At 61.8% G+C, this 23,190-nt stretch carries 19 protein-coding genes; 15 read left to right on the top strand and 4 right to left on the bottom strand.

Annotation, left to right across the window (positions count from 1 at the left end; genetic code table 11):
• Positions 1-179: 179 nt before the first annotated feature.
• From ACEN8E_RS08135 to qhpG, 7 genes are all read left to right on the top strand, one after another.
• Positions 180-1,490, top strand: coding sequence for an MFS transporter (locus tag ACEN8E_RS08135; protein WP_495592149.1), 1,311 nt, complete (start codon positions 180-182; stop codon positions 1,488-1,490).
• A 23-nt stretch (positions 1,491-1,513) separates the two neighbouring features.
• Complete coding sequence (locus tag ACEN8E_RS08140) at positions 1,514-2,743, top strand: Zn-dependent hydrolase (RefSeq protein WP_495592150.1); 1,230 nt, start codon at positions 1,514-1,516, stop codon at positions 2,741-2,743.
• A 151-nt stretch (positions 2,744-2,894) separates the two neighbouring features.
• Positions 2,895-3,920: a histone deacetylase family protein gene (locus ACEN8E_RS08145; protein ID WP_495592151.1), complete on the top strand. Its 1,026-nt coding sequence runs from the start codon at positions 2,895-2,897 to the stop codon at positions 3,918-3,920.
• A 233-nt stretch (positions 3,921-4,153) separates the two neighbouring features.
• Positions 4,154-6,058: a sigma-54-dependent Fis family transcriptional regulator gene (locus ACEN8E_RS08150; protein WP_495592152.1), complete on the top strand. Its 1,905-nt coding sequence runs from the start codon at positions 4,154-4,156 to the stop codon at positions 6,056-6,058.
• Complete coding sequence (locus tag ACEN8E_RS08155; protein WP_495592153.1) at positions 6,058-7,776, top strand: ABC transporter ATP-binding protein; 1,719 nt, start codon at positions 6,058-6,060, stop codon at positions 7,774-7,776. The genes ACEN8E_RS08150 and ACEN8E_RS08155 overlap by 1 nt, the downstream gene beginning before the upstream one ends.
• On the top strand, positions 7,766-8,443 hold the full coding sequence (gene qhpE, locus ACEN8E_RS08160; protein WP_495592154.1) for a subtilisin-like serine protease QhpE: 678 nt from the start codon (positions 7,766-7,768) through the stop codon (positions 8,441-8,443). Before ACEN8E_RS08155 ends, qhpE begins: the two co-directional genes overlap by 11 nt.
• The gene (qhpG, locus tag ACEN8E_RS08165) at positions 8,440-9,738 is read left to right on the top strand and encodes a flavin-dependent monooxygenase QhpG (protein WP_495592155.1); all 1,299 of its coding nucleotides are present in this window, start codon (positions 8,440-8,442) and stop codon (positions 9,736-9,738) included. The genes qhpE and qhpG overlap by 4 nt, the downstream gene beginning before the upstream one ends.
• A 111-nt stretch (positions 9,739-9,849) precedes the next feature.
• On the opposite strand, the gene ACEN8E_RS08170 is transcribed toward qhpG, so the two are convergent.
• Positions 9,850-11,340, bottom strand: a complete 1,491-nt coding sequence (locus ACEN8E_RS08170; RefSeq protein WP_495592156.1) for an aldehyde dehydrogenase family protein — start codon at positions 11,338-11,340, stop codon at positions 9,850-9,852.
• Positions 11,341-11,616: 276 nt separating this feature from the next.
• On the opposite strand from ACEN8E_RS08170, the gene ACEN8E_RS08175 reads away from it, so the two are divergent.
• The 5 genes from ACEN8E_RS08175 (at position 11,617) to peaD (ending at position 16,821) form a co-directional block, all read left to right on the top strand.
• On the top strand, positions 11,617-11,871 hold the full coding sequence (locus tag ACEN8E_RS08175) for a DUF1652 domain-containing protein (protein WP_413422526.1): 255 nt from the start codon (positions 11,617-11,619) through the stop codon (positions 11,869-11,871).
• Positions 11,872-12,258: 387 nt separating this feature from the next.
• Positions 12,259-13,839 (top strand): quinohemoprotein amine dehydrogenase subunit alpha, encoded by a 1,581-nt coding sequence (gene peaA, locus ACEN8E_RS08180; protein ID WP_495592157.1) that lies wholly within the window; start codon positions 12,259-12,261, stop codon positions 13,837-13,839.
• Positions 13,840-13,922: 83 nt separating this feature from the next.
• A complete protein-coding gene (gene peaB / locus ACEN8E_RS08185; protein ID WP_495592158.1) occupies positions 13,923-15,353 on the top strand; it encodes a quinohemoprotein amine dehydrogenase maturation protein in 1,431 nt (476 codons plus the stop codon).
• A 1-nt stretch (position 15,354) separates the two neighbouring features.
• Complete coding sequence (gene qhpC / locus ACEN8E_RS08190) at positions 15,355-15,678, top strand: quinohemoprotein amine dehydrogenase subunit gamma (protein ID WP_008016081.1); 324 nt, start codon at positions 15,355-15,357, stop codon at positions 15,676-15,678.
• Between the two features lie 24 nt (positions 15,679-15,702).
• Entirely contained in the window at positions 15,703-16,821 is a 1,119-nt protein-coding gene (gene peaD / locus ACEN8E_RS08195; protein ID WP_495592159.1) for a quinohemoprotein amine dehydrogenase subunit beta, read from the top strand.
• Between the two features lie 137 nt (positions 16,822-16,958).
• Here peaD and ACEN8E_RS08200 read toward each other — a convergent pair whose 3' ends face one another.
• Positions 16,959-17,363 (bottom strand): lysozyme inhibitor LprI family protein, encoded by a 405-nt coding sequence (locus tag ACEN8E_RS08200; protein ID WP_495592160.1) that lies wholly within the window; start codon positions 17,361-17,363, stop codon positions 16,959-16,961.
• Positions 17,364-17,524: 161 nt separating this feature from the next.
• On the opposite strand from ACEN8E_RS08200, the gene ACEN8E_RS08205 reads away from it, so the two are divergent.
• Positions 17,525-18,013: an SRPBCC family protein gene (locus tag ACEN8E_RS08205; RefSeq protein ID WP_495592161.1), complete on the top strand. Its 489-nt coding sequence runs from the start codon at positions 17,525-17,527 to the stop codon at positions 18,011-18,013.
• A 340-nt stretch (positions 18,014-18,353) separates the two neighbouring features.
• Here ACEN8E_RS08205 and inhA read toward each other — a convergent pair whose 3' ends face one another.
• On the bottom strand, positions 18,354-19,040 hold the full coding sequence (gene inhA / locus ACEN8E_RS08210) for an isonitrile hydratase (protein ID WP_495592162.1): 687 nt from the start codon (positions 19,038-19,040) through the stop codon (positions 18,354-18,356).
• Between the two features lie 88 nt (positions 19,041-19,128).
• Between inhA and ACEN8E_RS08215 the strand changes: the two genes are divergently transcribed.
• A complete protein-coding gene (locus tag ACEN8E_RS08215; RefSeq protein WP_495592163.1) occupies positions 19,129-20,112 on the top strand; it encodes a GlxA family transcriptional regulator in 984 nt (327 codons plus the stop codon).
• Between the two features lie 51 nt (positions 20,113-20,163).
• On the opposite strand, the gene ACEN8E_RS08220 is transcribed toward ACEN8E_RS08215, so the two are convergent.
• Positions 20,164-21,687 (bottom strand): family 2 encapsulin nanocompartment cargo protein terpene cyclase, encoded by a 1,524-nt coding sequence (locus ACEN8E_RS08220; RefSeq protein WP_495592164.1) that lies wholly within the window; start codon positions 21,685-21,687, stop codon positions 20,164-20,166.
• A gap of 446 nt (positions 21,688-22,133) precedes the next feature.
• Here ACEN8E_RS08220 and ACEN8E_RS08225 point away from each other — a divergent pair, with 446 nt between their 5' ends.
• Positions 22,134-22,646 carry a PaaI family thioesterase gene (locus ACEN8E_RS08225; RefSeq protein ID WP_495592165.1) on the top strand — a complete coding sequence of 171 codons (513 nt, stop codon included), beginning with the start codon at positions 22,134-22,136 and terminating at the stop codon, positions 22,644-22,646.
• Positions 22,647-23,190 lie beyond the last annotated feature (544 nt).

Raw genomic sequence — 23,190 nt, forward strand, 5'->3', positions numbered from 1 at the left:
CACGTCGTGTTCGATTGCTGCCACCCTCAATTATAAGTTTCAGTAATACTTCAAATAACAAATAGAAAATTGACTAATCATGCTCCTGAAACGAAAAATCATCCCCAGACCGGCGCCGCCAGAGCGTCGCGGATTTGCCGTTTCTCTCCTGCCAGAAAAATAACCAAAGGAGTCCCCCCATGAAGCCTCCCGCTTCGTCTCAGCCGCGCCGTGCGGCAGCCGCTGCCTTCATTGGCACGATGATCGAGTGGTACGACTTTTACATTTACGCCACCGCCGCCGCGCTGGTGTTCGGCGCGCTGTTTTTCCCTTCCGACGACAAACTGTTCAGCACCATGGCCGCGTTCGGCACGTTCGCCGTGGGTTTCTTTGCGCGGCCGTTGGGCGGGATTGTCTTCGGCCATATCGGTGACCGCATCGGTCGCAAGAAGTCGCTGATCATCACCTTGTTGATGATGGGGGTGGTCACGGTGTGCATCGGCTTACTGCCGACCTACGCGCAAATCGGTGCCGCTGCCCCGGTGTTGCTGATTCTGCTGCGCATCGTCCAGGGCATCGCCGTGGGTGGCGAGTGGGGTGGGGCGGTGTTGATGGCCGGCGAGCATGCGCCGAAAGGTCGGCGCAATTTCTTCGCCTCGTTTGCGCAACTGGGCAGCCCTGCGGGTTTGATCCTGTCGCTGCTGGCCTTCAGTGCGGTCACCCGTCTGCCGGAAGACGACCTGATGAGCTGGGGCTGGCGCTTGCCGTTCCTCGCCAGTTCGCTGTTGCTGCTGGTGGGCCTGGCGATTCGCCTGGGGGTCAATGAGTCGCCGGAGTTTCTTGCCAGCCGCGAGCAGGCCAGCAAAAAACAGTGCAAGGAACAGGCACCGGTCATGGAGGTGCTGCGCACCGCGTGGCGTCCGCTGCTGTTGTGCATCGGCGCCAACACGCTGGGAATCGCCGGGGTGTATTTCACCAACACCTTCATGATCGCCTACACCACCCAGCAGCTCGAACTTCCACGCTCGCTGATTCTGGAGTGTCTGTTCTTCGTCGCGATCATCCAGTTCTGCATTCAGCCGCTGGCGGCCTGGGTCGCCGAGAAGATCGGCGCGACCCGCTTCCTGTGCCTGGTGTCGTTGCTGGCCATGGCGTCGCCATACCCGATGTTCGTGCTGGTCAGTTCGGCCCAGGCGCCGCTGATCATCCTCGGCATTGCGTTGGCGGTGGTGTGCATGGCGTCGTTCTATGCAGTGATCGCCGGCTATGTCAGTGGCATGTTCGAGACCCGCGTGCGCTACACGGCGATTTCCCTGGCGTACCAGATATGCGGCGCGGTGGCCGGTGGCCTGACGCCGTTGATCGGCACGATGCTGGCGCACAGGTTCGCCGGGCAGTGGTGGCCGATGGCGGTGTTCTACAGCCTGATCGCTGCGACTTCGCTGCTGTGTGTCCTGTCCCTTGCCCGTCGCCATGCCAGCGCTGAACGCGTCGAACTGGCCCGCGCTTAATCCTGATTGTCCTGGAGTGACTCATGTTGAAGATTAATGGCGAACGCCTCTGGGCGAGTCTGATGGCGATGGCCGAAATCGGTGCCACCGCCCGTGGCGGCAGTTGCCGCCTGGCCTTGAGCGACGAGGACAAGGCCGGTCGCGAACTCTTTGCCCACTGGTGCCGCGAAGCCGGCATGACCCTGAGCGTGGATGCCATCGGCAACCTGTTCGCCCGCCGCGCCGGCACTGATCCTGAAGCTGCTCCGGTGATGATGGGCAGCCACCTCGATACCCAGCCCGAAGGCGGGCGGTTCGATGGCGTGTACGGCGTGCTCGCCGGCCTGGAAGTGGTGCGCTGCCTGAACGATCTGGGTATCCAGACCCGCAAGCCGCTGGAAGTGGCGGTGTGGACCAACGAAGAAGGCGCACGCTTCACCCCGGCCATGTTCGGCTCGGCGGTGTTCACCGGCATCATGGCGCTGGACGCTGCGCTGGCGGTGCGGGATGTGAACGGCATCAGCGTCGCCGATGAGTTGCGGCGCACCGGTTATGCCGGCGAGCGCCCACTGGGTGGTGCGGTGGATGCGTATTTTGAAGCCCATATCGAGCAAGGGCCGATCCTCGAAGACAACGCCAAGAGCATTGGCGTGGTCAGCGGCGGCCAGGCGATTCGCTGGCTCGACGTACGAGTCGAAGGCATGGCGGCCCACGCCGGCACCACGCCGATGCCGCTGCGCAAGGATGCCTTGTACGGTGTCGCGCAGATGATCCAGGCCATCGAAGGCCTGGCGGCGGACTTCGCCCCTGAAGGCCTGACCACGGTCGGTGAATTGAGCATCAACAAGTCGTCGCGCAACACCATTCCGGGGCTTGTGAACTTCACCGTCGACCTGCGTCATCACCGTGATGAAACCATCGAGGCGATGGAGCAACAAGTCCGTGCGCGGCTTCAGGCGATAGCCGACGATCGCGGATTGCAACTGACGATCACCCCGCACTGGATCAGCCCGGCGACGCCGTTCGACGCTGATTGCGTGGCGGCGGTGCAACAGGCCGTGGATGCGCTGGGCTACGCTCAGCAGTCGATCGTCAGCGGTGCCGGGCATGACGCGATCCACCTGGCGCGGTTCTGCCCGACCGCCATGGTGTTCATCCCGTGCGTGGGCGGCCTGAGCCACAACGAGGCTGAAGATGTGTTGCCCGAAGATGTGCGCCAGGGCACGGATGTATTGCTCAATGCGGTACTGGCACGCGCGGTAAAAACTGAATAAACACGATCCCTGTGGGAGCGAGCCTGCTCGCGAAGAGGGCGTGTCAGTCGACGAAAATATTGTCCGATACAGCGCTTTCGCGAGCAGGCTCGCTCCCACAGTGGGGCGCGACCAGGCTCAAGATCCAGGTTAACTGACAGGTATTCACTCCATGCGCAGTTTTTTCCATCCCGAACAATTGCTCCACCATCCACGCAGCTACTACTCCCGTGGCCAGATGCGTACGCCGCAGGAAGTGCCGGAGCGTGCGCAACGCCTGGTGCAAGCCTCCCGTGCGTTGGGTTTTACCGTTGAACAACCGGCCGATGCCGGTCTCGCTCCGCTGCTGGCGGTGCATGGTGCACCGTACCTGGCGTTCTTGCAGGAAGCCCATCAGCGCTGGAAAGAGATTCCCGAGGATTGGGGCGACGAGGTGATGTCGAACATCTTTGTCCGCGAGCCCAATGCCCTGCGCGGGATTCTCGCCCAGGCTGCGCGCTATCTCGCCGACGGCAGTTGCCCGGTGGGCGAGCAAACCTGGCGTTCGGCCTACTGGTCGGCACAAAGCGCCATCGCCGGTGCCCAGGCGTTGCTCGATGGTGAGCCGGCAGCCTATGCCTTGTGTCGTCCACCGGGTCACCACGCCCGGGCCGAAGCGGCGGGTGGTTTCTGTTATGTGAACAACGCGGCTGTAGCGGCCCAGGTGTTGCGCGCCGGTTTTTCGCGGGTGGCGGTGCTGGATACCGACATGCACCACGGGCAAGGGATTCAGGAGATCTTCTACGACCGGGATGACGTGCTGTACGTTTCGGTGCACGGCGATCCGACCAACTTCTATCCAGGTGTCGCAGGCTTTGCCGAAGAACGCGGTGTCGGCGCAGGGGAGGGTTTCAACCTCAACCTGCCGATGGCTCATGGCGCCAGCGAAGCGGATTTCCTGGAGCAATTGGAGGTAGCACTGAAGGCGGTGACGGACTTCGGTGCCCAAGTGCTGGTGCTGTCCCTGGGTTTCGATATTTTCGAACTGGACCCGCAAAGCAAAGTGGCGGTCACCCGCGCAGGGTTTGCCGTGCTCGGCGAGCGGATCCGCAGCCTCGGGTTGCCGTGCCTGATCGTGCAGGAGGGCGGCTATCACCTGGAGAGCCTGGAGGATAATGCCAAGGCGTTTTTTGTCGGGCCGCAGGTGTGGCAGCTCTGATTCTTTGGCGACTGTGAAGACGCCTTCGCGAGCAGGCTCGCTCCCACATTTGAACGGGTTGAACTGCAAATGTGTGTTCAACACCGACCTCTGTGGGAGCGAGCCTGCTCGCGATGAACGATAACGCGGTCCACAAGCGCCGTAAGGCACTTGCCATAGCCCTTACGTTAACGTAAAGATTGCGGCAGGGCGCCGACGTATGAAGGCGCAGGGCGGATGACCCGGAGCGCTTGATGACGCTAATAAAAACAAACTCCCCCAAACTGCATCGCGAAGCCCGGCTGGCCCGGGAAAAGCTGCACCTGGAAGGCGAAGTGCCGGATGGCGTCCTGCGTGCGGAAATCGATGCCTCGTGGCGACGCAGCCTGAGCCATGGCGTGCATTTCAATGCCAAGCACGAGCTGGCGCTGGAATCGAGTGCCAGCCTCGACGTGTTGCTGGCCAGCAACCGCTTGCTGATCGACGCCGCGTTGCCGTCGATCGATTACCTGGCCGAGCGTCAGGGCAAGGAAGGGCTGATCATCCTCGCCAACTCCGATGCCACGATCCTCGCCGTCGAAGGCCGCGCCGACCGTCTCAAGGGCAGCGGCTTGCAGGACATCACCCTCGGCGCCTGCTGGAGCGAAGCCGTACGCGGCACCAACGCCCTAGGCACGGCACTGGTGGAAGCGCGGCCGACCCTGATCGATTGCGGCGAACATTACCTGGATCGCCTCAGTGATTTTTCCTGCACTTCGGTGCCGATCCATTGCCCCCGGGGCGACATTCTTGGCGTCCTCGACCTGACCCGCGAAGGCCCGCTCGGCCGCGCCCACGACAGCACTGCGCTGCTGGCGATGGCGGTCAGCCAGATCGAAAGCCGGGTGTTCAACGCCAGCTATCCGGACGAAATCGTCCTGGCCTTTCACAGCCGCCGGCAATATCTGGAATCGCCGTGGCAAGGCTTGCTGGCCGTGAGCCTCGGTGGGCAGATCCTCGCGGTCAGTGCCCAGGCCTGCCAGTTGCTCCACGCCGAGCGCTCGGCCCTGGTCGGCCGGCGTTGCGAGGAGTTTCTCGGAGTCGATGGCTTGCAGTTGCTGGCGCGCCTGCATCAGGGTGGGACCGGCAGCCTGCAAACCGCCAAGGGCGAATTCTTCTACAAAACCCTGCGGGCGCCGCAACGCTCGATCAACGTCGGCAGCCCGCCGCGCACTGCCGCGAAACCGGCCAAGGCACAACCGGACCTGGAAGCGCTGGCTGGCAGCAATACCCGCTACGCCCGTGCCTTGCGCATGGCCCGCCAAGGCCTGGCCAATGAACTGCCGGTCCTGTTGTTGGGCGAAACCGGTACCGGTAAAGAAGTGGTCGCTCGTGCCCTGCACCTGGCCGGAGCGCGCAGCGAAAAACCCTTCGTGGCGGTGAACTGCGCGGCCATTCCCGAAGGCCTGATCGAGTCCGAACTGTTCGGCTATCGCGAAGGCGCGTTCACCGGTTCACGCCGGGGCGGCATGGTCGGCCGCCTGCAACAGGCTCACGGTGGCACCTTGTTCCTCGATGAAATCGGCGACATGCCATTGGCCTTGCAGGCCCGGCTGTTGCGGGTGCTGCAGGATCGCAAGGTCGCGCCCCTGGGCGCTGGCGAAGAGCAGGACATCGACGTCGCGCTGATCTGCGCCACCCACCGCGACCTCAAGCGTCTGGTGGAAGAAAAACACTTTCGCGAAGACCTGTTCTACCGGGTCAACGGCATCAGCGTGATGCTCCCGGCCCTGCGCGAACGCGAGGATTTCGACGCTCTGATCAGTCGCATGCTGACGACACTGGGCGCACCCACCGTGGTCCTGCACGACGATCTGAATCGCTTGCTCAGCGGTTATCACTGGCCGGGCAACATCCGCCAACTGGAGATGGTCCTGCGTACTGCACTGGCCATGCGCGAACCGGGTGAAACCGTGCTGACCCTCGACCACTTGCCCGACAGCATGCTCGACGAATTGACCGCCAGCGAACGGCCCCAGGCCGGCAGCATCCGCGAAAACGAACTGGAGCTGATTCGCCAGTCCCTGGACACCCATCAGGGCAACGTCTCGGCCGCCGCCGACGCCCTGGGCATCAGCCGCGCGACCCTGTATCGCAAGCTCAAACAGTTGCGTTCGTGATGCAGCGCCTGATCGTTCGGCTGATCGACAACCAGAACCCCGAGGCTCTGCAAGCGTCGCTGCGCTGGCTGTACAGCTTTGTGCGGCCCCATCGCCTGGCGATTGCCGGGCTGCTGGGTTTGTCGGTCTGCGCTTCAGCGTTGGTGCTGGTGCAACCCTGGCTGACCAAACTGTTGATCGACGACGGCCTGCTGGCGCGCAACTTCCCGATGCTGGTCATGATCGCCGGGCTGATGATCGTCGCCGGGTTGCTGGGCACGGCGCTTTCGGGCATCAACCGCTACCTGCACACGCGCCTTTCCGGGCGCATGCTGTTCGCCCTGCGCGATGACCTGTATCGGCATTTGCAAACGCTGTCGCCAAGCTTTTACGGTCAGCGGCGCATTGGCGACCTGATGTCGCGTCTGGATGGCGACGTCGCGGAAATCCAGCGCTTCGCCGTGGACTCGCTGTTCTCGGCGGTGTCGAGCGTGATCGGCCTGGTGGTTGCCATTGCGATGCTGTTGACGTTGTCCTGGAAACTCTCGTTGCTGGCCCTGGTGCTGATACCCCTCGATGTCCTCTGGCTGCGCTGGATGCGGCGCAAGGTCGAGCGCGATGTGCGGCAACTGCGCGAGCGTTCGGCGGACATGTCGTCGTTCATGGTCGAGACATTGCCGGTCATGAAGTTCATCCAGTCTGCCGGCCAGCAACAGCGCGAAGCACGGCGCCTCGAGTCGCTGGGGCAGGGCTACATGAGCCAGTTGCTGCGCCTGCAGGTCACCGAGTTTTTTACCCAGGCGGTTCCCGGTACGCTGACCTCGCTGTCCAGGGCCTGCGCATTCCTGATCGGCGGTTACTGGGTGGTGCAGGGCACCTGGCAGCTCGGTGCCCTGATTGCGTTTTCCACCTACCTGGGCATGGCCGTGGGGCCGGTCCAGAGCCTGCTCGGGCTCTATGTCGCAATTCAGCGGATGACCGTCAGCCTCGGCCGGGTCATGGAATTGCGCGGCGAACAACCGACCGTGTTGACGCCCGCCACGCCACGCCCGATGCCCACTGGCGGCGATCTCTGGTTCGACAACGTGCATTTTGCTCATCCCGGCCGCCAGTCGACCCTGCGTGGCATCGAAGCGCGGATTCCCTACGGTTTGAAAGTGGCCCTCAGCGGCGGCTCGGGCGTGGGTAAATCCACCTTGATCGACCTGCTGCAGCGGCATCACGATCCGCAATCGGGCCGGGTGCTGCTGGGCGACGTCGATGTGCGCGAACTGGATCTGTTCCAGTTGCGGCGGCGCATTGCGGTGGTCAGCCAGGACATCGTGCTGTTTCGCGGCAGCCTCGCCGACAACCTGGCCTATGCGGTGCCGGACGCCAGCCGCGAGGCAATTGCCGAAGTGGCGCGGCTGGCGCAACTCGACAGCCTGATCGAGTCCTTGCCCGAAGGCCTCGACAGTCCGTTGGGGGAGCGAGGGCAGCAGTTGTCCGGCGGGCAGAAGCAGCGCATCGCGATTGCCCGGGCGCTGTTGCAGGACCCTTTGATTCTGGTACTCGATGAAGCCACATCCGCGGTGGATGAAGCCACCGAGCGCGAAGTCATCGACGCCATCGACCGCTTGTTTGCCGCACGCACGCGCATCCTCATCAGCCATCGCCCTTCAACCCTGGCCGATGCCGATCTGCGTTTCGAATTGCTCGATGGCGTACTGACCTCGAAAACGGTGCTGCATGAAACCTGAGTTGCGCATTGGTGTGGTAGACAGCGGCCATTCGGTGGCACAACGGTCGCAGGTAATCGCCGGTCGGCGCTTTTCATTGCTCGAAGATGGCCTGGCCGAGGGTGACTTGCGCGACGATCCGCTGGGGCATGGCAGTGCGGTGATCGAGGCCATCGGCCGGCGCGCGCCCTCGGCGCAGTTTTGCGTGGCCCAGGTGTTCGACCAGCGGGGCGTCACCAGCGCCTTGCAGATTGCCACGGCGATTGACTGGCTGCTGACGCAAAACGTGCGAATGATCAATTTGAGCCTTGGCCTGCGTCAGGATCGCAGCCTGTTGCGCGCGGCTTGCGCGGCGGCCGTGGCACAGGGCGTGCTGCTGTGTGCGTCGAGTCCGGCCCAGGGCGAAGGGGTGTTTCCGGCCAACTATCCGCAAGTGTTGCGGGTGACCGGCGATGCGCGGTGCGCCGAGCAGGAGTGGTCGTGGCTGAACAGCGCCCAGGCGGATTTCGCCGCCTGTGTGCAGGGCACCTATCCGGGGCAATCCGGGGCGAGTCTCGGTTGCGCCGCGTTGAGCGGGCACATTGCCGGGTTCCTCGCCGAACAGCCCGGCGCCAGCAATGAGCAAGTCATCGAGTGGTTGCGCGAACATGCCCGTTACCGTGGCCCTGAACGGCGATTCGGACCATGACCGACATCGTCATTCTGGGGGCCGGGCCGTCGGGTGCCGCAGTCGCACTTGGGTTGCGGCGGCTGGGCCATGGCGTCACGCTGATCAGTGAATGGCGCCGGTTTGCGGCGCTCGAAGGCGTGTCCGTACGTGTGCTGGAAGCCCTGCGCAGCGCGGGCCTGCAGCACGCATTGGCGGATGCGGCGTTGCCGTCCCAGCGCCAGGTCTCATGGAATGGCCAGCAGCATGCGCAGAACGTCGAATACTTGCTCGACCGTCCGGTTTTTGACCGGGGCCTGCGCGAGGATTTGCGCCTGGCGGGGGTTGAGCTGATTGAAGGCCGGGTGTTGACGGTTCAATCATCGGCCAATGGTCATCGAATCGAAATCGACGGCCGCGAACCGCTGCTCGCAGCGTTTCTCGTCGAAGCCCGCGGACGGCAGGCTCCGGCTACCGGCAAAGGCTTGCGCGGCCCCGAGACGGTCAGCCTGCTCAATCGCTGGCAGGGTTTGCCGGGCAGCACCGCCAGCGCCGTGGAAAGCCTCGAGGACGGTTGGGCGTGGATGGCGCGGCGCGCCGACGGCCAGTGTTACTGGCAATGGACAGTAGACGTGGCCAGTGCCGGGTTGCCGGGCAAGGCCATGTTGCTCGATTACTGCCGGCAGCGGCGCCAGGGTTCGACGCTGGCCACCGCATTTTTTGCAGGCCTGGCGGAATCTGATCTGCAACTGCACGCCCGCAGCAGCACGGCGATTCTGAGCCCGCAGGTGTGTGGCGAAAACTGGATTCGGGTCGGCGATGCGGCAATGGCCGTCGACCCGTTGTCGGGCAATGGCATTTTTCAATCCCTGTCTTCGGCGTTGCAGGCACCGGTGGTGATCAACACGCTGCTGTGCAAACCCGAACGAGCGGCCCTGGCCCAGCGTTTCCATCAACAGCGGGTGGAGCAGTTGTTCTTGCGTTTTGCGCGGATCGGCCGGGATTTCTATGCCGATGAGCAACGCTGGCCGGAGCAGCCTTTCTGGCAGGCACGACGGCGCTGGCCGGATGCCGAGGTGGCCCATGCCGAGGCGGATTTCAATGCGCTGAGGATCGAACGGGCGCCGGTGTTGCTTGATGGTCTGGTCGACGAGGCCGAGGTGGTGATCACGGCGGATCAGCCGTTGGGCATCTGGCATGTGCAGGGGGTTGAGGTGGCGCCGTTGGTGCGGCGGTTGATGTGCCAAGAGCCGGCGGAGCAGGTGTTGGCCGGGCTGACGATGGAGCAAGGGCGGATGGTTCGGGGGTGGTTATTAGGACAGGGATTCAAACCCTGATATTTGCGGTGACAGGCCTGGCCTCTTCGCGAGCAGGCTCGCTCCCACATGGGAATGCGTTCCAATGTGGGAGCGAGCCTGCTCGCGAAGGCGGCCTGAAGAACGCCGCTATTACAACTTGATCAACACCGACTTAAGCTCGGTGTAATGCTCGATCGCCGCATACCCCATCTCACGCCCGACCCCGGACATTTTGTAGCCGCCGAAAGGCAGCGCCGGATCGAGGGCGCTGTGGCAGTTGACCCACACTGAGCCTGACTTGATGCGCGGAATCATCCGGTGCACCGCCGCCAGGTCATTGGACCAGATGCTCGCCCCCAGGCCGTAGGGGCTGTCGTTGGCCATGCGCAAGGCATCGGCTTCGTCATCGAACGGGATGGCCACCAGCACCGGGCCGAAGATTTCTTCCTGCACCAGCGAGTGCTTCTGATCGACGTCGACAATCACCGTCGGCTTGACGAAGAACCCCGGGCCAAACTGTTCACCGCCGCAGGCGATGGTCGCACCGCTTTCCCGGCCCTTTTCGATGTACCCGTAGACGCGCTCCTGCTGCCGCGCCGAGATCAGCGGCCCCATTTCGACGCTCGGGTCCAGGCCGTTGCCGAGTTTCATGGCGTTGGCGATATCGCTGATGTCCGCCACCACATTGTCGAAATGCTTGCGCTGTACATACAGCCGCGAGCCCGCGCAGCAGACCTGGCCCTGATTGAAGAAAATCGCGCTGGCGGCTCCGGCTGCGGCGGTTTTCAGGTCGGCGTCGGCCATGACGATGGTCGGCGATTTGCCGCCCAGTTCCAGGGTGACCCGGGTCATGGAGTCCATGGCGATCTTGCCGATCTGCTTGCCCACGGCGGTGGAACCGGTGAAGGTCAGTTTGTCCACCAGCGGGTTGTGGGTCAGTGCGGAACCTGCGGTGATGCCGGTGCCGGTGACCACGTTGAACACGCCTTCGGGATACCCGGCTTCCAGCACCAGCTCGGCGAGTTTCAGTGCGGTCAGCGGGGTTTCGTCAGCGGGTTTGAGCACCACGGTACAACCGGTGGCCAGGGCCGGACCGAGTTTCCAGCAGGCCAGCAACAGCGGGAAGTTCCAGGCGACGATGGCGCCGACCACGCCCACCGCTTCGCGACGGATGAAACTGTGGAACTGGTCGTTGGGCATCAGCGGTGCCGAAACGTCGACCGTTGAACCTTCGATCTTGGTCGCCCAACCGGCCATGTAGCGCAGGAAGTCGATGGCCAGTTGCACGTCCATCACCTGGGCCACCGCCGCGCTTTTACCGTTGTTCAGGCATTCGAGTTGCGCCAGCAGTTCGGCGTCGCGCTGCATCAGGTCGGCGAGTTTCCACAGCAGGTTCTGCCGCTCCCGGGGGCGGGTGCGGGTCCAGGCCGAATCGTCGAACGCCTGGCGGGCGGCGAGCACCGCGCGGTCGACATCTTCCGGGGTTGCCCGTGGCACCACGCACAACACTTCACCGGTGGCCGGGTTGTGCAGGGGCATGGTCTGGCCGTCGGCGGCCTCGACCCAGTCACCGCCGATCAGCATGCGCGGGGCGCGTTGGATGAATGCCGAAGTGGCGGGAAGCACGTTTGGGAGCGACATTGGCGAGGCCTCTTGTTGTTCGTGAGAACCAGGCTTTCGCAATGGCTGTGCCAAGTCCTGCAAAGCGCCGGTCGGCCGTTGTCGGGCGGGTTTTTTCGGCTTCAGGTGACGAGGGGCGTGTGGGGTGTTTGTCGCATTTCGCGACACCCGGTGAGACGACGAGCAACCCGTTCGCGATCTTGAGAGCGCCCCCGGCGAGGACTAGAATTTTCTGGTTAGGCGGGTGAAATGACGGAGCATTTTCCCGGCAGTACCTCTGGCGTGAGGGAGACAGCGATGATCCTTTCAACCCTGGAAATCCAAAACATCATTGAACACAGTTTTCTGCCATCGATATGCACCTGCAGCGTGGCGCCGGATCAGTCCCTGACCATTCGCGTGTGCGACTGCATGACCGGCAAAGTGGACCTGGTGGCTACCCGCGTTCCGCTGTGGGAGCTGGACACGCCCCACGCGATTGCGACGCTGGTGGTGCAGATGCAACAGGAAATCAACGCGCACAAAGGCGTGCACCCGACGTTCTACAGTTGAACCGAGCACATACCGCACCACGCATGTGGTGCGGCACTCGCCCTGGAAAAACCCTCCCCGGCATTCACCCTGCATCCTTTTCCAGCTGGCTGGGCAAGCCCCGTCAATCGGCGGGCGCTGAGCCGGTTCTGGCCGGGCAACTATGCTGTCTCAGACTGCAACAGCTGTCGCGAAACTAGACGCCGTTCATCGCGTCCAGGCATGGCTCAATGCAGTCAACTCAACGCAAGTGATTGATAAAAAAGCTTATCTGCAAGCTGGCACGCTCTGTGTATTGCACATCTCAGACGTTTCTCTTGCCTCCGTCGGCGGATCAAGGCCGACGGCAGAAACCATAAAAACGATAAGCCACAACAATAAGAACGCACCGTGCGAGGTTCGACGTTGATGAAGAGAAAACTCCGATCAGGCATGAGCGCCAGCCTGCTGGCCGTAGCCGCTTGTGTAGCGCTGCATTCGCCTCATAGCCTGGCAGCCCGCGACGCCCAGACCATCCTCAAGGAGACCTGTCAGGGTTGTCACACCCCCGAAGCCGATAACGCCCTCAGCCGCATCAGCCACCAGCGCAAGACGCCGGAAGGCTGGCTGATGAGCATCGCCCGTATGCAGACCATGCACGGATTGCAGATCAGCGATGACGACCGGCGCACGCTGGTCAAGTACCTGGCCGATACCCAGGGCCTGGCGCCGAGCGAAACCGACGGCGTGCGCTATGCGCTGGAGCGGCGGCTCAATACCGTCGAGCACTTCGATGACCAGACCAGCCAGATGTGCGGCCGCTGCCACTCCGGTGCGCGGGTGGCTCTGCAACGGCGTCCGGCGCAGGAATGGGAACGCCTGGTGAATTTCCACCTCGGTCAGTGGCCGTCCCTGGAGTATCAGGCACTGGCCCGGGACCGCGACTGGTTCGACATCGCCCGCAAAGACATGGTGCCGCTGCTGGCCAAGCGTTATCCGCTGGACAACCCGGCCTGGAAAAAATGGCAGAGCGTGGCGCCCAAGGCCGATGCGCTGGTGGGCGACTGGAGTTTCAGCGGTCACTTGCCGGGCAAGGGGGAGCTGGCGGGTGTCATGACCGTGAGTGCCGATGGCAGCGACACCTTCAAGGTCAGCGTCAAAGGCCAGTACGCCGACGGCAGCCCGTTCAATGGCGACGGCAGCGCGATTCTCTACACCGGCTATGAATGGCGCGGCAACGTGATCATCGATGGCGTGACCATGCGCCAGGTGTTCGCCGCCCAGGGCAATGCGATGCAGGGCCGGATGTTCGAGGCCGAGCACGATGAGCGCGGCCTGGACTTCGTCGCCGCCAAACAGGGTTCCCAGCGCTTGCTGGCGGTGCAACCGGGCTACGTGAAGGCCGGCAGCGAAACCGAAGTGACCCTGATCGGCAGTGGCCTGACCGGCAAGCCGAACTTCGGCAAAGGCGTGGAAGTGGTCGAAGTCATCTCGCAGAGCCCGGAACAGATCAAAGTCAAACTCAAGACCGCCGCCAATGCCCAATCGGGGGCGCGCGCGGTCACTGTCGGTACGCTGAAAGGCCCGCAGCTCTCGGTCTACAGCAAGATCGACGCGGTCAAGGTCGTGCCCGAGTTCTCGGTGGCGCGGATTGGCGAGGGCGGCGGTTCGACGCCGAAAGTCCAGGGCCGTTTTGATGCCGAAGCCTGGGGCAAGGGCGCCGACGGCAAGCCGTATCGCATCGGCGTGTTCCCGGCGCAGTGGAAGGTCGAGGCCTTCGATGACCGCGCCAAGGAAGACGAGGACGTCAAGTTCGCCGGCACCATGCAGGCCGACGCCGGCGTGTTCACTCCGGGCGATGCCGGGCCGAACCCGGCGCGCAAGATGTCCACCAACAATGCCGGCAACCTCAAGGTGATCGCCGCCGTCGACGACGCAGGAAAATCCCTGACCGGCGAGGGCCACATGATCGTGACCGTGCAACGCTGGAACAATCCACCCATTCCATGAGTTGTTTGATCGTTTAACGGATCCAGACACTTTTCGGAATGATCGCAAGCCCCGCAAAACGGGGCCTGCACAGGAGGTTTGCCATGGGCGCTATCTTGAATCTGGTCGAACGCAATCTGCACGAAGTGCAGGTCGATGCCGACCGCATGCTGTTTCACATCCCCAGCAGTTCGCTGTTCGCCAGCGATGAGCTGACGGGCACCATCATCGATACCCTGCGCGGTCCCGGCTGTTCCTCGGACGACCTGATCCAGCGTTTGGACGGGCGTTTCAACGGTGAGGAAATCACCGAAACCCTGCGCGAGCTGATGGCCCTGGAACTGGTCAGCGACGGCTCGCCGCTGACCCCGGACATCGCCACCAAACGGGTCGAGCGCACGGCGATCAACACCGTGGTACTCAACGTCAACACCGGCTGCAATCTGAGTTGCACCTACTGCTACAAGGAAGACCTCGACAAGCCGTCGGCGGGCAAGAAAATGGACGTCGAAACGGCGATTGCCTCGGTGGAAATGCTACTGCGCGAATCCCCGGACGAAGAGCGTTTCACCGTGGTGTTCTTCGGCGGTGAACCGTTGAGCAACCGCAAGCTGATCGAGTACATGGTCGACTACTGTGAGAAGCGTTTTCGCGAGGCCGGCAAGTTCGTCGAGTTCGTGATGACCACCAACGCCACGCTGCTCACCGAAGAAACCGTGGACTACCTCAACGCCCACCGCTTTGGTTTGTCAGTGAGTATCGACGGTCCGAAAACCGTGCACGATCGCAACCGCATCACCGTGGGCGGGCAGGGCACCTATGACGTGGTGCGGCGCAAGGCCGAGATGCTGCTGTCGCGCTACAACAGCCGTCCGGTGGGGGCGCGGGTGACCCTGACCACCGGCGTCACCGACGTCGAAACCATCTGGGATCACCTGTTCAACGAACTGGGTTTCGCCGAAGTCGGCTTTGCCCCGGTGACCTCCGGCGACATCAGCAGCTTCAACCTCACCAGCGATGAACTGGTGCAGGTGTTCGCCAACATGAAAAAACTCGGCAAGCGTTACCTGGAGGCGGCGCTGGAGCACCGCAATATCGGCTTCTCCAACCTGCACCAATTGATCACCGATATCCACGAAGGCCACAAGAAAGCCCTGCCGTGCGGCGCGGGCCTGAAGATGCTGGCGGTGGATCACAAGGGCGAGCTGAACCTGTGCCACCGCTTTACCGGTTCGAGCCTGCCGACCTTCGGCAACGTGCACAGCGGTGTGAAACAGGTGGAGTTGAACGACTTCCTGTCCCAGCGCCTGGACCGCACCAACACTGGCTGCGAAGACTGTCAGATTCGCAACCTGTGCTCCGGTGGCTGTTACCACGAGAGCTACGCCCGCTACGGCGATCCGACGCACCCGACTTATCACTACTGCGAACTGATGCGTGACTGGGTCGACTTCGGCATCGAGGTCTACACCCGGATCATGGCCAATAACCCTGCGTTCATCAGCAGTTACATCACTCCGCGCAAGGCTCACTGATATGAAACATCTCAAGGCAATCAATAACAAAGCGTTGAAGCTGGATCAGGCCGCGGACGAGAACCGCATCGAAGAAGTGGTGGCCATGAGCTCGGTGGCGGGCTGTGCCTCGACCACCGACCCGGGCTGGGAAATCGATGCGTTTGGCGGAGTGTCGTCGCTGTGCCAGCCGATGGAGGCTGACCTGTATGGCTGCTCCGACCCGTGCTGGTGGCCAGCCCAGGTGCCGGACATGATGAGCACCTACCCGGACTGGAACAAGGATGCGCAAGCGTCCAACGACAACTGGCGCAACCTCGGCACTGTCTTCCCCAAAGACAAGTGATCAGATAAGAAGAAGGATTCCAGCATGCACAGCATCAAAGCCTGCGGCCTGGCCGCGTTCGCCGTCCTGAGCACCTGTTCGGTCAATGCTCTGGCTGATGAAAACACTGCTCTTCAGGATGGTCACGAGTACATGTTGACCACCAATTACCCGAACAACCTGCACGTGATCGACCTGGCCACCGACACCCTGTTCAAGACCTGCAAGATGCCCGATGCCTTCGGCCCCGGCACCGTGCAACTGTCGCCGGACCGCAAGACTGCCTACGTGCTGAACAATCACTATTCGGATGTCTACGGTGTCGAACTGGACAACTGCAAACAGGTGTTCCACGCCAGCATCACCCAAAAGCCCGGCGAGAAAGCGCGGTCGATGTTCGCCTTCACCCTCAGCCACGACGGCAAGGAGCTGTTCACCGTCGCCAACCCGACGCTGATGATGAACGATCACTACGAAGTGCAGCAGCCGCGGCTCGATGTGTACAAAACCGACGGTGGCATGGACGCCAAACCCGTGCGCAGTTTCCCGGCACCACGCCAGCTGACCATCATGCAGAGTGGCGACGATGGCACCTTGTACGTGGCGGGGGCGGATGTCTACAAGGTCAACGTGCAGACCGGCAAGTTCGACGTGCTGATCCCCAGCCGGCACTGGAAACGCCCGAACTACAGCGCACCCGACGTGCTCTACGTGTGGAACCAGCAGACGTACCGGCATGACTTCTCGCTGCTGTACACCGCGGCGAAGTTCAAGGACAAGAAGCAGGACCCGGCCACCGCTGAATACCTGTACGGCCTGTTCAGCGTCGACCTGAAGACCGGCAAGACCGAAACCACCGACTTCGGGCCCCTGACGGAGATCTACTTCAGCGGCATGCGCTCGCCCAAGGACCCGAACCTGATGTTTGGCGTGCTCAACCGACTGGCCAAGTACGACATCAAGCAGAAGAAAATGCTTCAGTCCGCCACGCTCGATCATTCCTACTACTGCATTTCCTTCAACAAGGACGGCAGCAAGATCTACCTGGCCGGAACATTCAACGACGTGGCGATCTTCGATGCCGACAGCCTCAAGCAGGTCGGCAGCATCAAGATGCCGGGCGGAGACATGGCGATTACCACGGCGCAGGTTTTTGTCCGGTAAATTGCGGCGTCTGGACTGACGCTATCGCGGGCAAGCCCGCTCCCACAGGTTTATGGTGAAGCTGCAATCTTTGGCATCACACAAACCACTGTGGGAGCGGGCTTGCCCGCGAAGAGGCCCTGACAGGCGTTAGAGATTCAAACCCCCGGCACCGGACACCCCAAATCCCCTTCCTGACACTTCAGGTAAGTCTTGAGCGTCTCCACCCGCGCCCTGGTCAGTTCAGTCACGCAATTGCCGTAGATCAGCGGATACACACTCCCGCCTTCCACCCCGGACGCCGAGAACTTGCACTCGGCATCGCGAAACGCAATCCACGACCGCTGCGCACCCACCAGCAACTTCTTGCTGTCGGGATTGCCCTTCAGGCGTGAAGTGATTTGCTGGTAAAGCGCATTCAATTCCTTGTCCGCCGCCGCATGCTGTTGCGCCGCGCACTGGTTCATCGTGGTCTGGTCGCTGGCGTTGTCGCAGTTCGCGGCAGCGTGGGCCAGGGAGGTGAACAACAAGGGCGTCAGCGCCAGGAGAAAACGTGCGTGCATGGCAGAAACTCGCTGTGACAGGGGAAGTTTGGGGAGCAGTGTAGCCAGACAAATGTCGACCTCCATACCGTGATTACGACCACTGGCACCCGATGCATACAACTTTCGGACTGGACATGTGGTCTTAGAGGCCTACTGTTGTTCAGAACAGGAGGTGACGTATGAAACCAGTACCCAATAGTTTTGAACGCAAAATAATACTCAAATCGCCGCGCTCCCATGTATGGCGTGCATTGGTCGATGCAGAGGCGTTCGGTCAATGGTTTGGCGTTGCGCTCGAAGGCAGGCGTTTTATTGCCGGTGAGTGGACGCAGGGGCAGGTCACGTATCCCGGTTATGAACATGTGTTGTGGAATGTGTTGGTCGAACGGGTCGAACCACAGCAGTTGTTTTCGTTTCGCTGGCACCCTTACGCGGTGAATCCGAAGATCGACTACTCCCAGGAGCCCACCACGCTGGTGAAATTCGAGCTGGCAGACTACGAAGACGGCACGCTGCTCAAGGTATCCGAGTCAGGTTTCGCTCACATTCCCGACATACGTCAGAAGGAGGCTTACTACATGGATAGTCGTGGCTGGGAAGAGCAATTGAGCAGACTCGAATATTTTCTCGTCGAGAGTGACAAGGCCCGTGAGCAGGAGGGACGCTGAAGCCTGAGCCCCTGTCGGCAAATAAGTCAGCTGGAAGTCGCGAAAATCGCGGCCTCCAGGCACGAAGCCTGAGGCGCCTAAGGGTTTTCGGAAGGTGGCTTATAGCGAATGTCTTACACGCGATGGTAGTGATATCGCCTGTTACAATTTGGATCCGATGCGTATTCTGGCCTCACCCACTGAAGCACAGGATGTGCTCAGGATCATGGATGATCGACCATATGCAAGGAACGCTGCGACAAGGAGTCGTCATGGTCTTGGAAAAACCCGCTACGGCGGGTTTTTTTGTGCGCAAAGGAAAAGCCGTGGCGGCGGGAACCGGGCTCCCGCCGCCATTTTTTCACTGTCGATCGAGTTTCGCCGCCGCGCGCTCGGTGATTTCCGCCCGCAGCTTCAACGAGCCGGCAGCCCGCTGGCGAGCCTCATCCAACACGCTGGCCGGGGCCGTCTCGGGGCTGCCCGCGGTAAACGGCGGGGCCGGGGCATATTCCAGTTGCAACTGCACCAGCTCGGCGGTGGCCTGGTCGAACAGTTCGGCAGCCAGGGTCAGGGCGAAGTCGATACCGGCGGTGATGCCGCCACCGGTCAGCAGATTGCCATCGCGAACCACCCGGTCTTGCACCGCGATTGCGCCCAGCGGCTTGAGCAATGAGTGATACGCCCAGTGAGTGGTGGCGCGTTTGCCTTTGAGCAAGCCCGCCGCGCCCAGCACCAGCGAGCCGGTGCACACCGAAGTGATGTATCGGGCGTTGGCGGCCTGAGCCTTGAGAAAGCCCAGGGTCTGGTCATCTTCCATCAAGGGCCCGACGCCACTGCCGCCGGGCACGCAGATCACGTCCAGCGCCGGGCAGTCTTCAAAGGTGGTGGTTGGTTTCAACAGCAGGCCGGTGCTGGCGGTGACCGGCATCAGGTCTTTCCAGACCAGATGCACTTTCACATCCGGCAGAGAGGCCAGTACGTCATAAGGGCCGGTCAGGTCCAGTTGCTGAACCTGTGGAAACAACAGAAAACCGATCTGCAACGTCATGGTGTTTTTCTCGTGAAGTGGGTGGACGGTTTGACTGTAGGCCCGTAGGCTTTGGCGTATACGCCAATATCCCCACGAATTACGCCAAATGTCGAAAACCATCCATGTGCTCGCTTTCGCCAACGTGCAAATACTCGACGTCACCGGGCCGTTGCAGGTATTCGCTTCGGCCAACGACATAGCCCGCCAGCAAGGCCAGCCGCCACCCTACGCACCGACGGTGATTGCCAGCGGCGGCGGGGCGGTGATGTCGTCGGCGGGGTTGGCGCTGTTGGCCGAACCGTTGCCGGATGAGGGCACCGATACCCTGATCATCGCCGGTGGCTGGGGGGTTTACGCAGCGGCGCAAGATGCGCCGTTGGTCGCCTGGGTGCGCGAGCATGCCGGTGGCTGCCGGCGGGTTTCCTCGGTGTGTACGGGTGCGTTTCTGCTGGCGGCCAGCGGCTGGCTCGATGGCCGACGCGTGGTCACCCACTGGACCCGCTGCGAGCAATTGGCGCAGCAGCACCCGCAACTGCACGTCGAGCCCAACCCGATCTTCATCAATGACGGCCCGGTCTGGACCTCGGCCGGGGTGACGGCCGGCATCGACCTGGCGTTGGCCATGGTCGAAGAAGACCTCGGGCGCAGCATGGCCCTGGAAGTCGCCCGGCAACTGGTGGTGTTTCTCAAGCGTCCGGGTGGCCAGTCGCAATTCAGCGTGACCCTGTCATTGCAACAGGAAGGCAACCGTTTCGACGAACTTCATGCCTGGATCAGTGAAAACCTGACCCAGGACCTTGGCATCCCGACCCTGGCCTTGCAGGCCGGCATGAGCGAACGCAGTTTCGTGCGCCACTACCGCGCCGACACCGGCCAGACCCCGGCCCGGGCCATCGAACTGATCCGTGTCGAAACCGCGCGGCGTCTGCTCAGCGATACCGGCGTGCCGATCAAGCGGGTGGCGGTGCAATGCGGCTTCGGCAGCGAAGAAACCCTGCGCCGCAGCTTCCTGCGAGCCATGGGCGTGACGCCGCAGGCTTATCGGGAGCGGTTTTCGGTCAGTGCTGCAGCAGATACAGGCGAGCGTTGAAGCGTTTTATTGCCTGAGTCCGATGCAATTGTCCCACCGGGCAGTCAGAGTTCAGGTCTGGTAACGACCACTGTGTCGATGCCACTCCAGACTGCCCGCCACCCAGCTTTTTACCCCGGCCAGATAACGCTTGAGCAGCGGTGAGGCGTCCGCGAGCACCTCTTGTTCGGCAGCTTCATACAGGCGCACCACGTCATCATGAATAGCGGCGCTTTGCTTCATGGCGTGCTTGATCGAACAGCCCGATTCATTCGCCAACAGCAACGGCAGATTGAAGTCACCGACTTGAGCCCGGCTTTCCTTGGGGGCCGAGTACAGGTCATTGGCGATGATCGTCGCACTGGCAGCGAGCGTCGTGACTCGCCGCACGGCTGGTGAGGAGTAGACATTGGCCGGCAATTCATAGCCACCGATGACGTCGATCAACGACATGCAAGGCAGGAAACTATTGACCTGGCGCTGGGCCAGGTACTCCCAGAGGGCCGGGGTAATGCCATTGATGCGCCAGGCGGCTTCGGCAGTCATCGTGACGAACATGGCGATGATTTCATGGCGGACCCTGGCGACCTGGGCAGGCGTGGCGAACTCGCTGACACGCGTCATGTACGCGCGCAGGCCGACCAGCACGGGGTCGCTGGTCAGGGCCAGTTCCAGATCCGCACGATGAGGCTCGATCAAGTGCGCGGGCTCGAGTGCGGCGAGCGCGACGGCCAGCCTGGGACCAACCAGTGCCGGTATCGATCCGGTGCTTTCGTCATCGCAGTAGTAGTCATCCACGGCGAACAGTGCGGCAATGCATTGAGCGGATAACAGCAGTCGATCCGGATCGTCAGTGTCCGTGTGGCACAACATGGCGAAGCGCCCGAAGCCCGAGGCGCGAATCTTTTGCTGCTGGCCGGCAAAGATGCCGGTTTCTTCAATCCAGAACATCAGCCGGTCATCGACCTCTGAGGCGAGCGCTTCATCGATCCGGCATGGCGCAGGGCAATACAGTGGAGGTACCTGCCATTGTGATCCTGTCGGGCCTCGCCGCGTGGCATTCAATGCAAGGTCATGCCATTGCTGTACGCCGTTCAAGTGGAATATCTCGAAGATCTTCAGAAACCATGCGGTGAACGTCTGCGGGGCAGCGTCGATGGCCACGCAAATCTGCGAGAGTGCCAGCCACTGCCAGCTCAAGGCCTCATCGGGGTTAGCGACCGGGTCCGTGTCGCAGATGCCTGCGAATACATGATCGTATTCATGCTCGATCAGATCGTCGGTAACGGGTTCGTGATACAGCAGTGTGGAGACTTTGATCAGCTTGCAGGTCATTCCCATTTCTTCGCGCAATCGCCGTTGTGCTGCGGCGACCGTTCGTTCACCCGGGCGAGGATGACCGCAACAGGTGTTGGTCCAAAGCCCCGCGCAATGGTATTTGCCAAGCGCACGCTGTTGCAGTAGCAAACGCCCGCTGCGATCGAAAATGAAAACGGAAAATGCGCGATGCCGCAGGCCTTGGCGGTGCACCTGCATTTTGGGGGCGTGGCCGGTCTGGCGATCTGTCGGGCTGACCAGTATCAGTAGCTCTTCCATAGCAAGACTCCAATATGTCTTCGCTACTGGACATGACTGCGGACCAGACTTCGTAGTGAACGCCAGACGTGTGATTTTGTGAATCAAAAATCTAGTTCAACTGCAGTACCGCCGCAAGCGGGGAAGCACAAGCGCAATGGACTAATTCCCATTGGCGCTCATCCGTTCTCCAGACAGACAACTTTCGCGGAAAGCCCGGTGACCCCGCTGGCGTACCTGCAGGCAACGACGCAGGCGTTGTGGCTTTCACAAAGTAACCTGTAGAGCGCTTGAGCAAGGCGCCGCCGGGAAGGTCTTCTGCAGCCTGTATCGGCTATGTATTATCGGCATCGGTCCGATACTGTCCTCTGCTCGCTCCCGCTGGAAAAGGCGAAAGCATCTTCGCTTTATTGATCGGCCGCTTTGAACCGCAACAATTCGCCGCCAGTATTAAGGATGGACACGCTATGACCACGCAGAAGACTTCGCTTCAAGACATCGCCGCGCCTGAAGGCGTTTGTTATGGCTGCGGCAGCCAGAATCCGCACGGGCTGCACATCAAGAGCTTCTGGCATGAAGACGGGGTGCATGTCGTGGCGGAGCATATGCCCGATGACAAGTATTGCGGCTGGCCGGATCTGGTTTACGGCGGCCTGATCGCGATGCTGGTCGATTGCCACTCCAACTGGGCGGTGATGGCTTATCACTACCGGGCAGAACAGCGCGAGGTAGGCAGTTTGCCCCACATCACTTGCGTCACCGGTAACCTGGGCATCAAGTTCATCAAGCCCACCCCGATGGGGGTGCGCCTGACACTGCGTGCAAAAGTCGAAGGCGAAGTCGGACGCAAAAGCCGGGTCATCTGCGAGGTGTTCGCCGGGGATGTCCTCACCGCCGTCGGGGACTCCATCTTTGTCCGCGCCGATACCGAGCAACTCAGGGCCGCCGCGCAAGCAGAAAACAAAACCGGGCCACTGTAGGAGCGAGCTCGCTCGCGATGGACTCATAGGCGCCGCGTTCAACCAGTAAACACGCGTTATCGTTGACGACCATCGCGAGCAGGCTCGCTCCCGCGCAGGTTCTGTAAACACAGGTCCATTGTGGGAGCGAGCCTGCACGCGAAGAGGCCAGAAGCAACACGGCAAATCCAGAATCCTGAACCCTTCCTGAAGAACCCCGCATTTCCTCCGGCAAGATTTTGTAACGGGTTTACTCTCCAAATATCGGGGCGTAAGCTTCGCGCGTTTTCAACCATTACGGAGACCCACAGTGGGTACTTGTTCGAGTGACAGTTGTCGGCCGGTCTCGGTAACCGGCATTTTCTCGGCAAGATAACGCGCAGTCTCCTGTGCCGTTGTCTCGCCGAAAAGCGAGCAGCGGCATCCTGATCATGGCCAGTCCTGGCCATGTCCCGACGTCCCTCTCATCGACGCTGAACAGAGCGTGGTTTCGACTTTTTTTGTCGTGGCCGCCGCCCTATCGACACGCCTGTCATTCGTGACCGGCGCGCCAGGCCTGGCTTTG

This window comes from Pseudomonas sp. Pseusp9 (assembly GCF_059491265.1).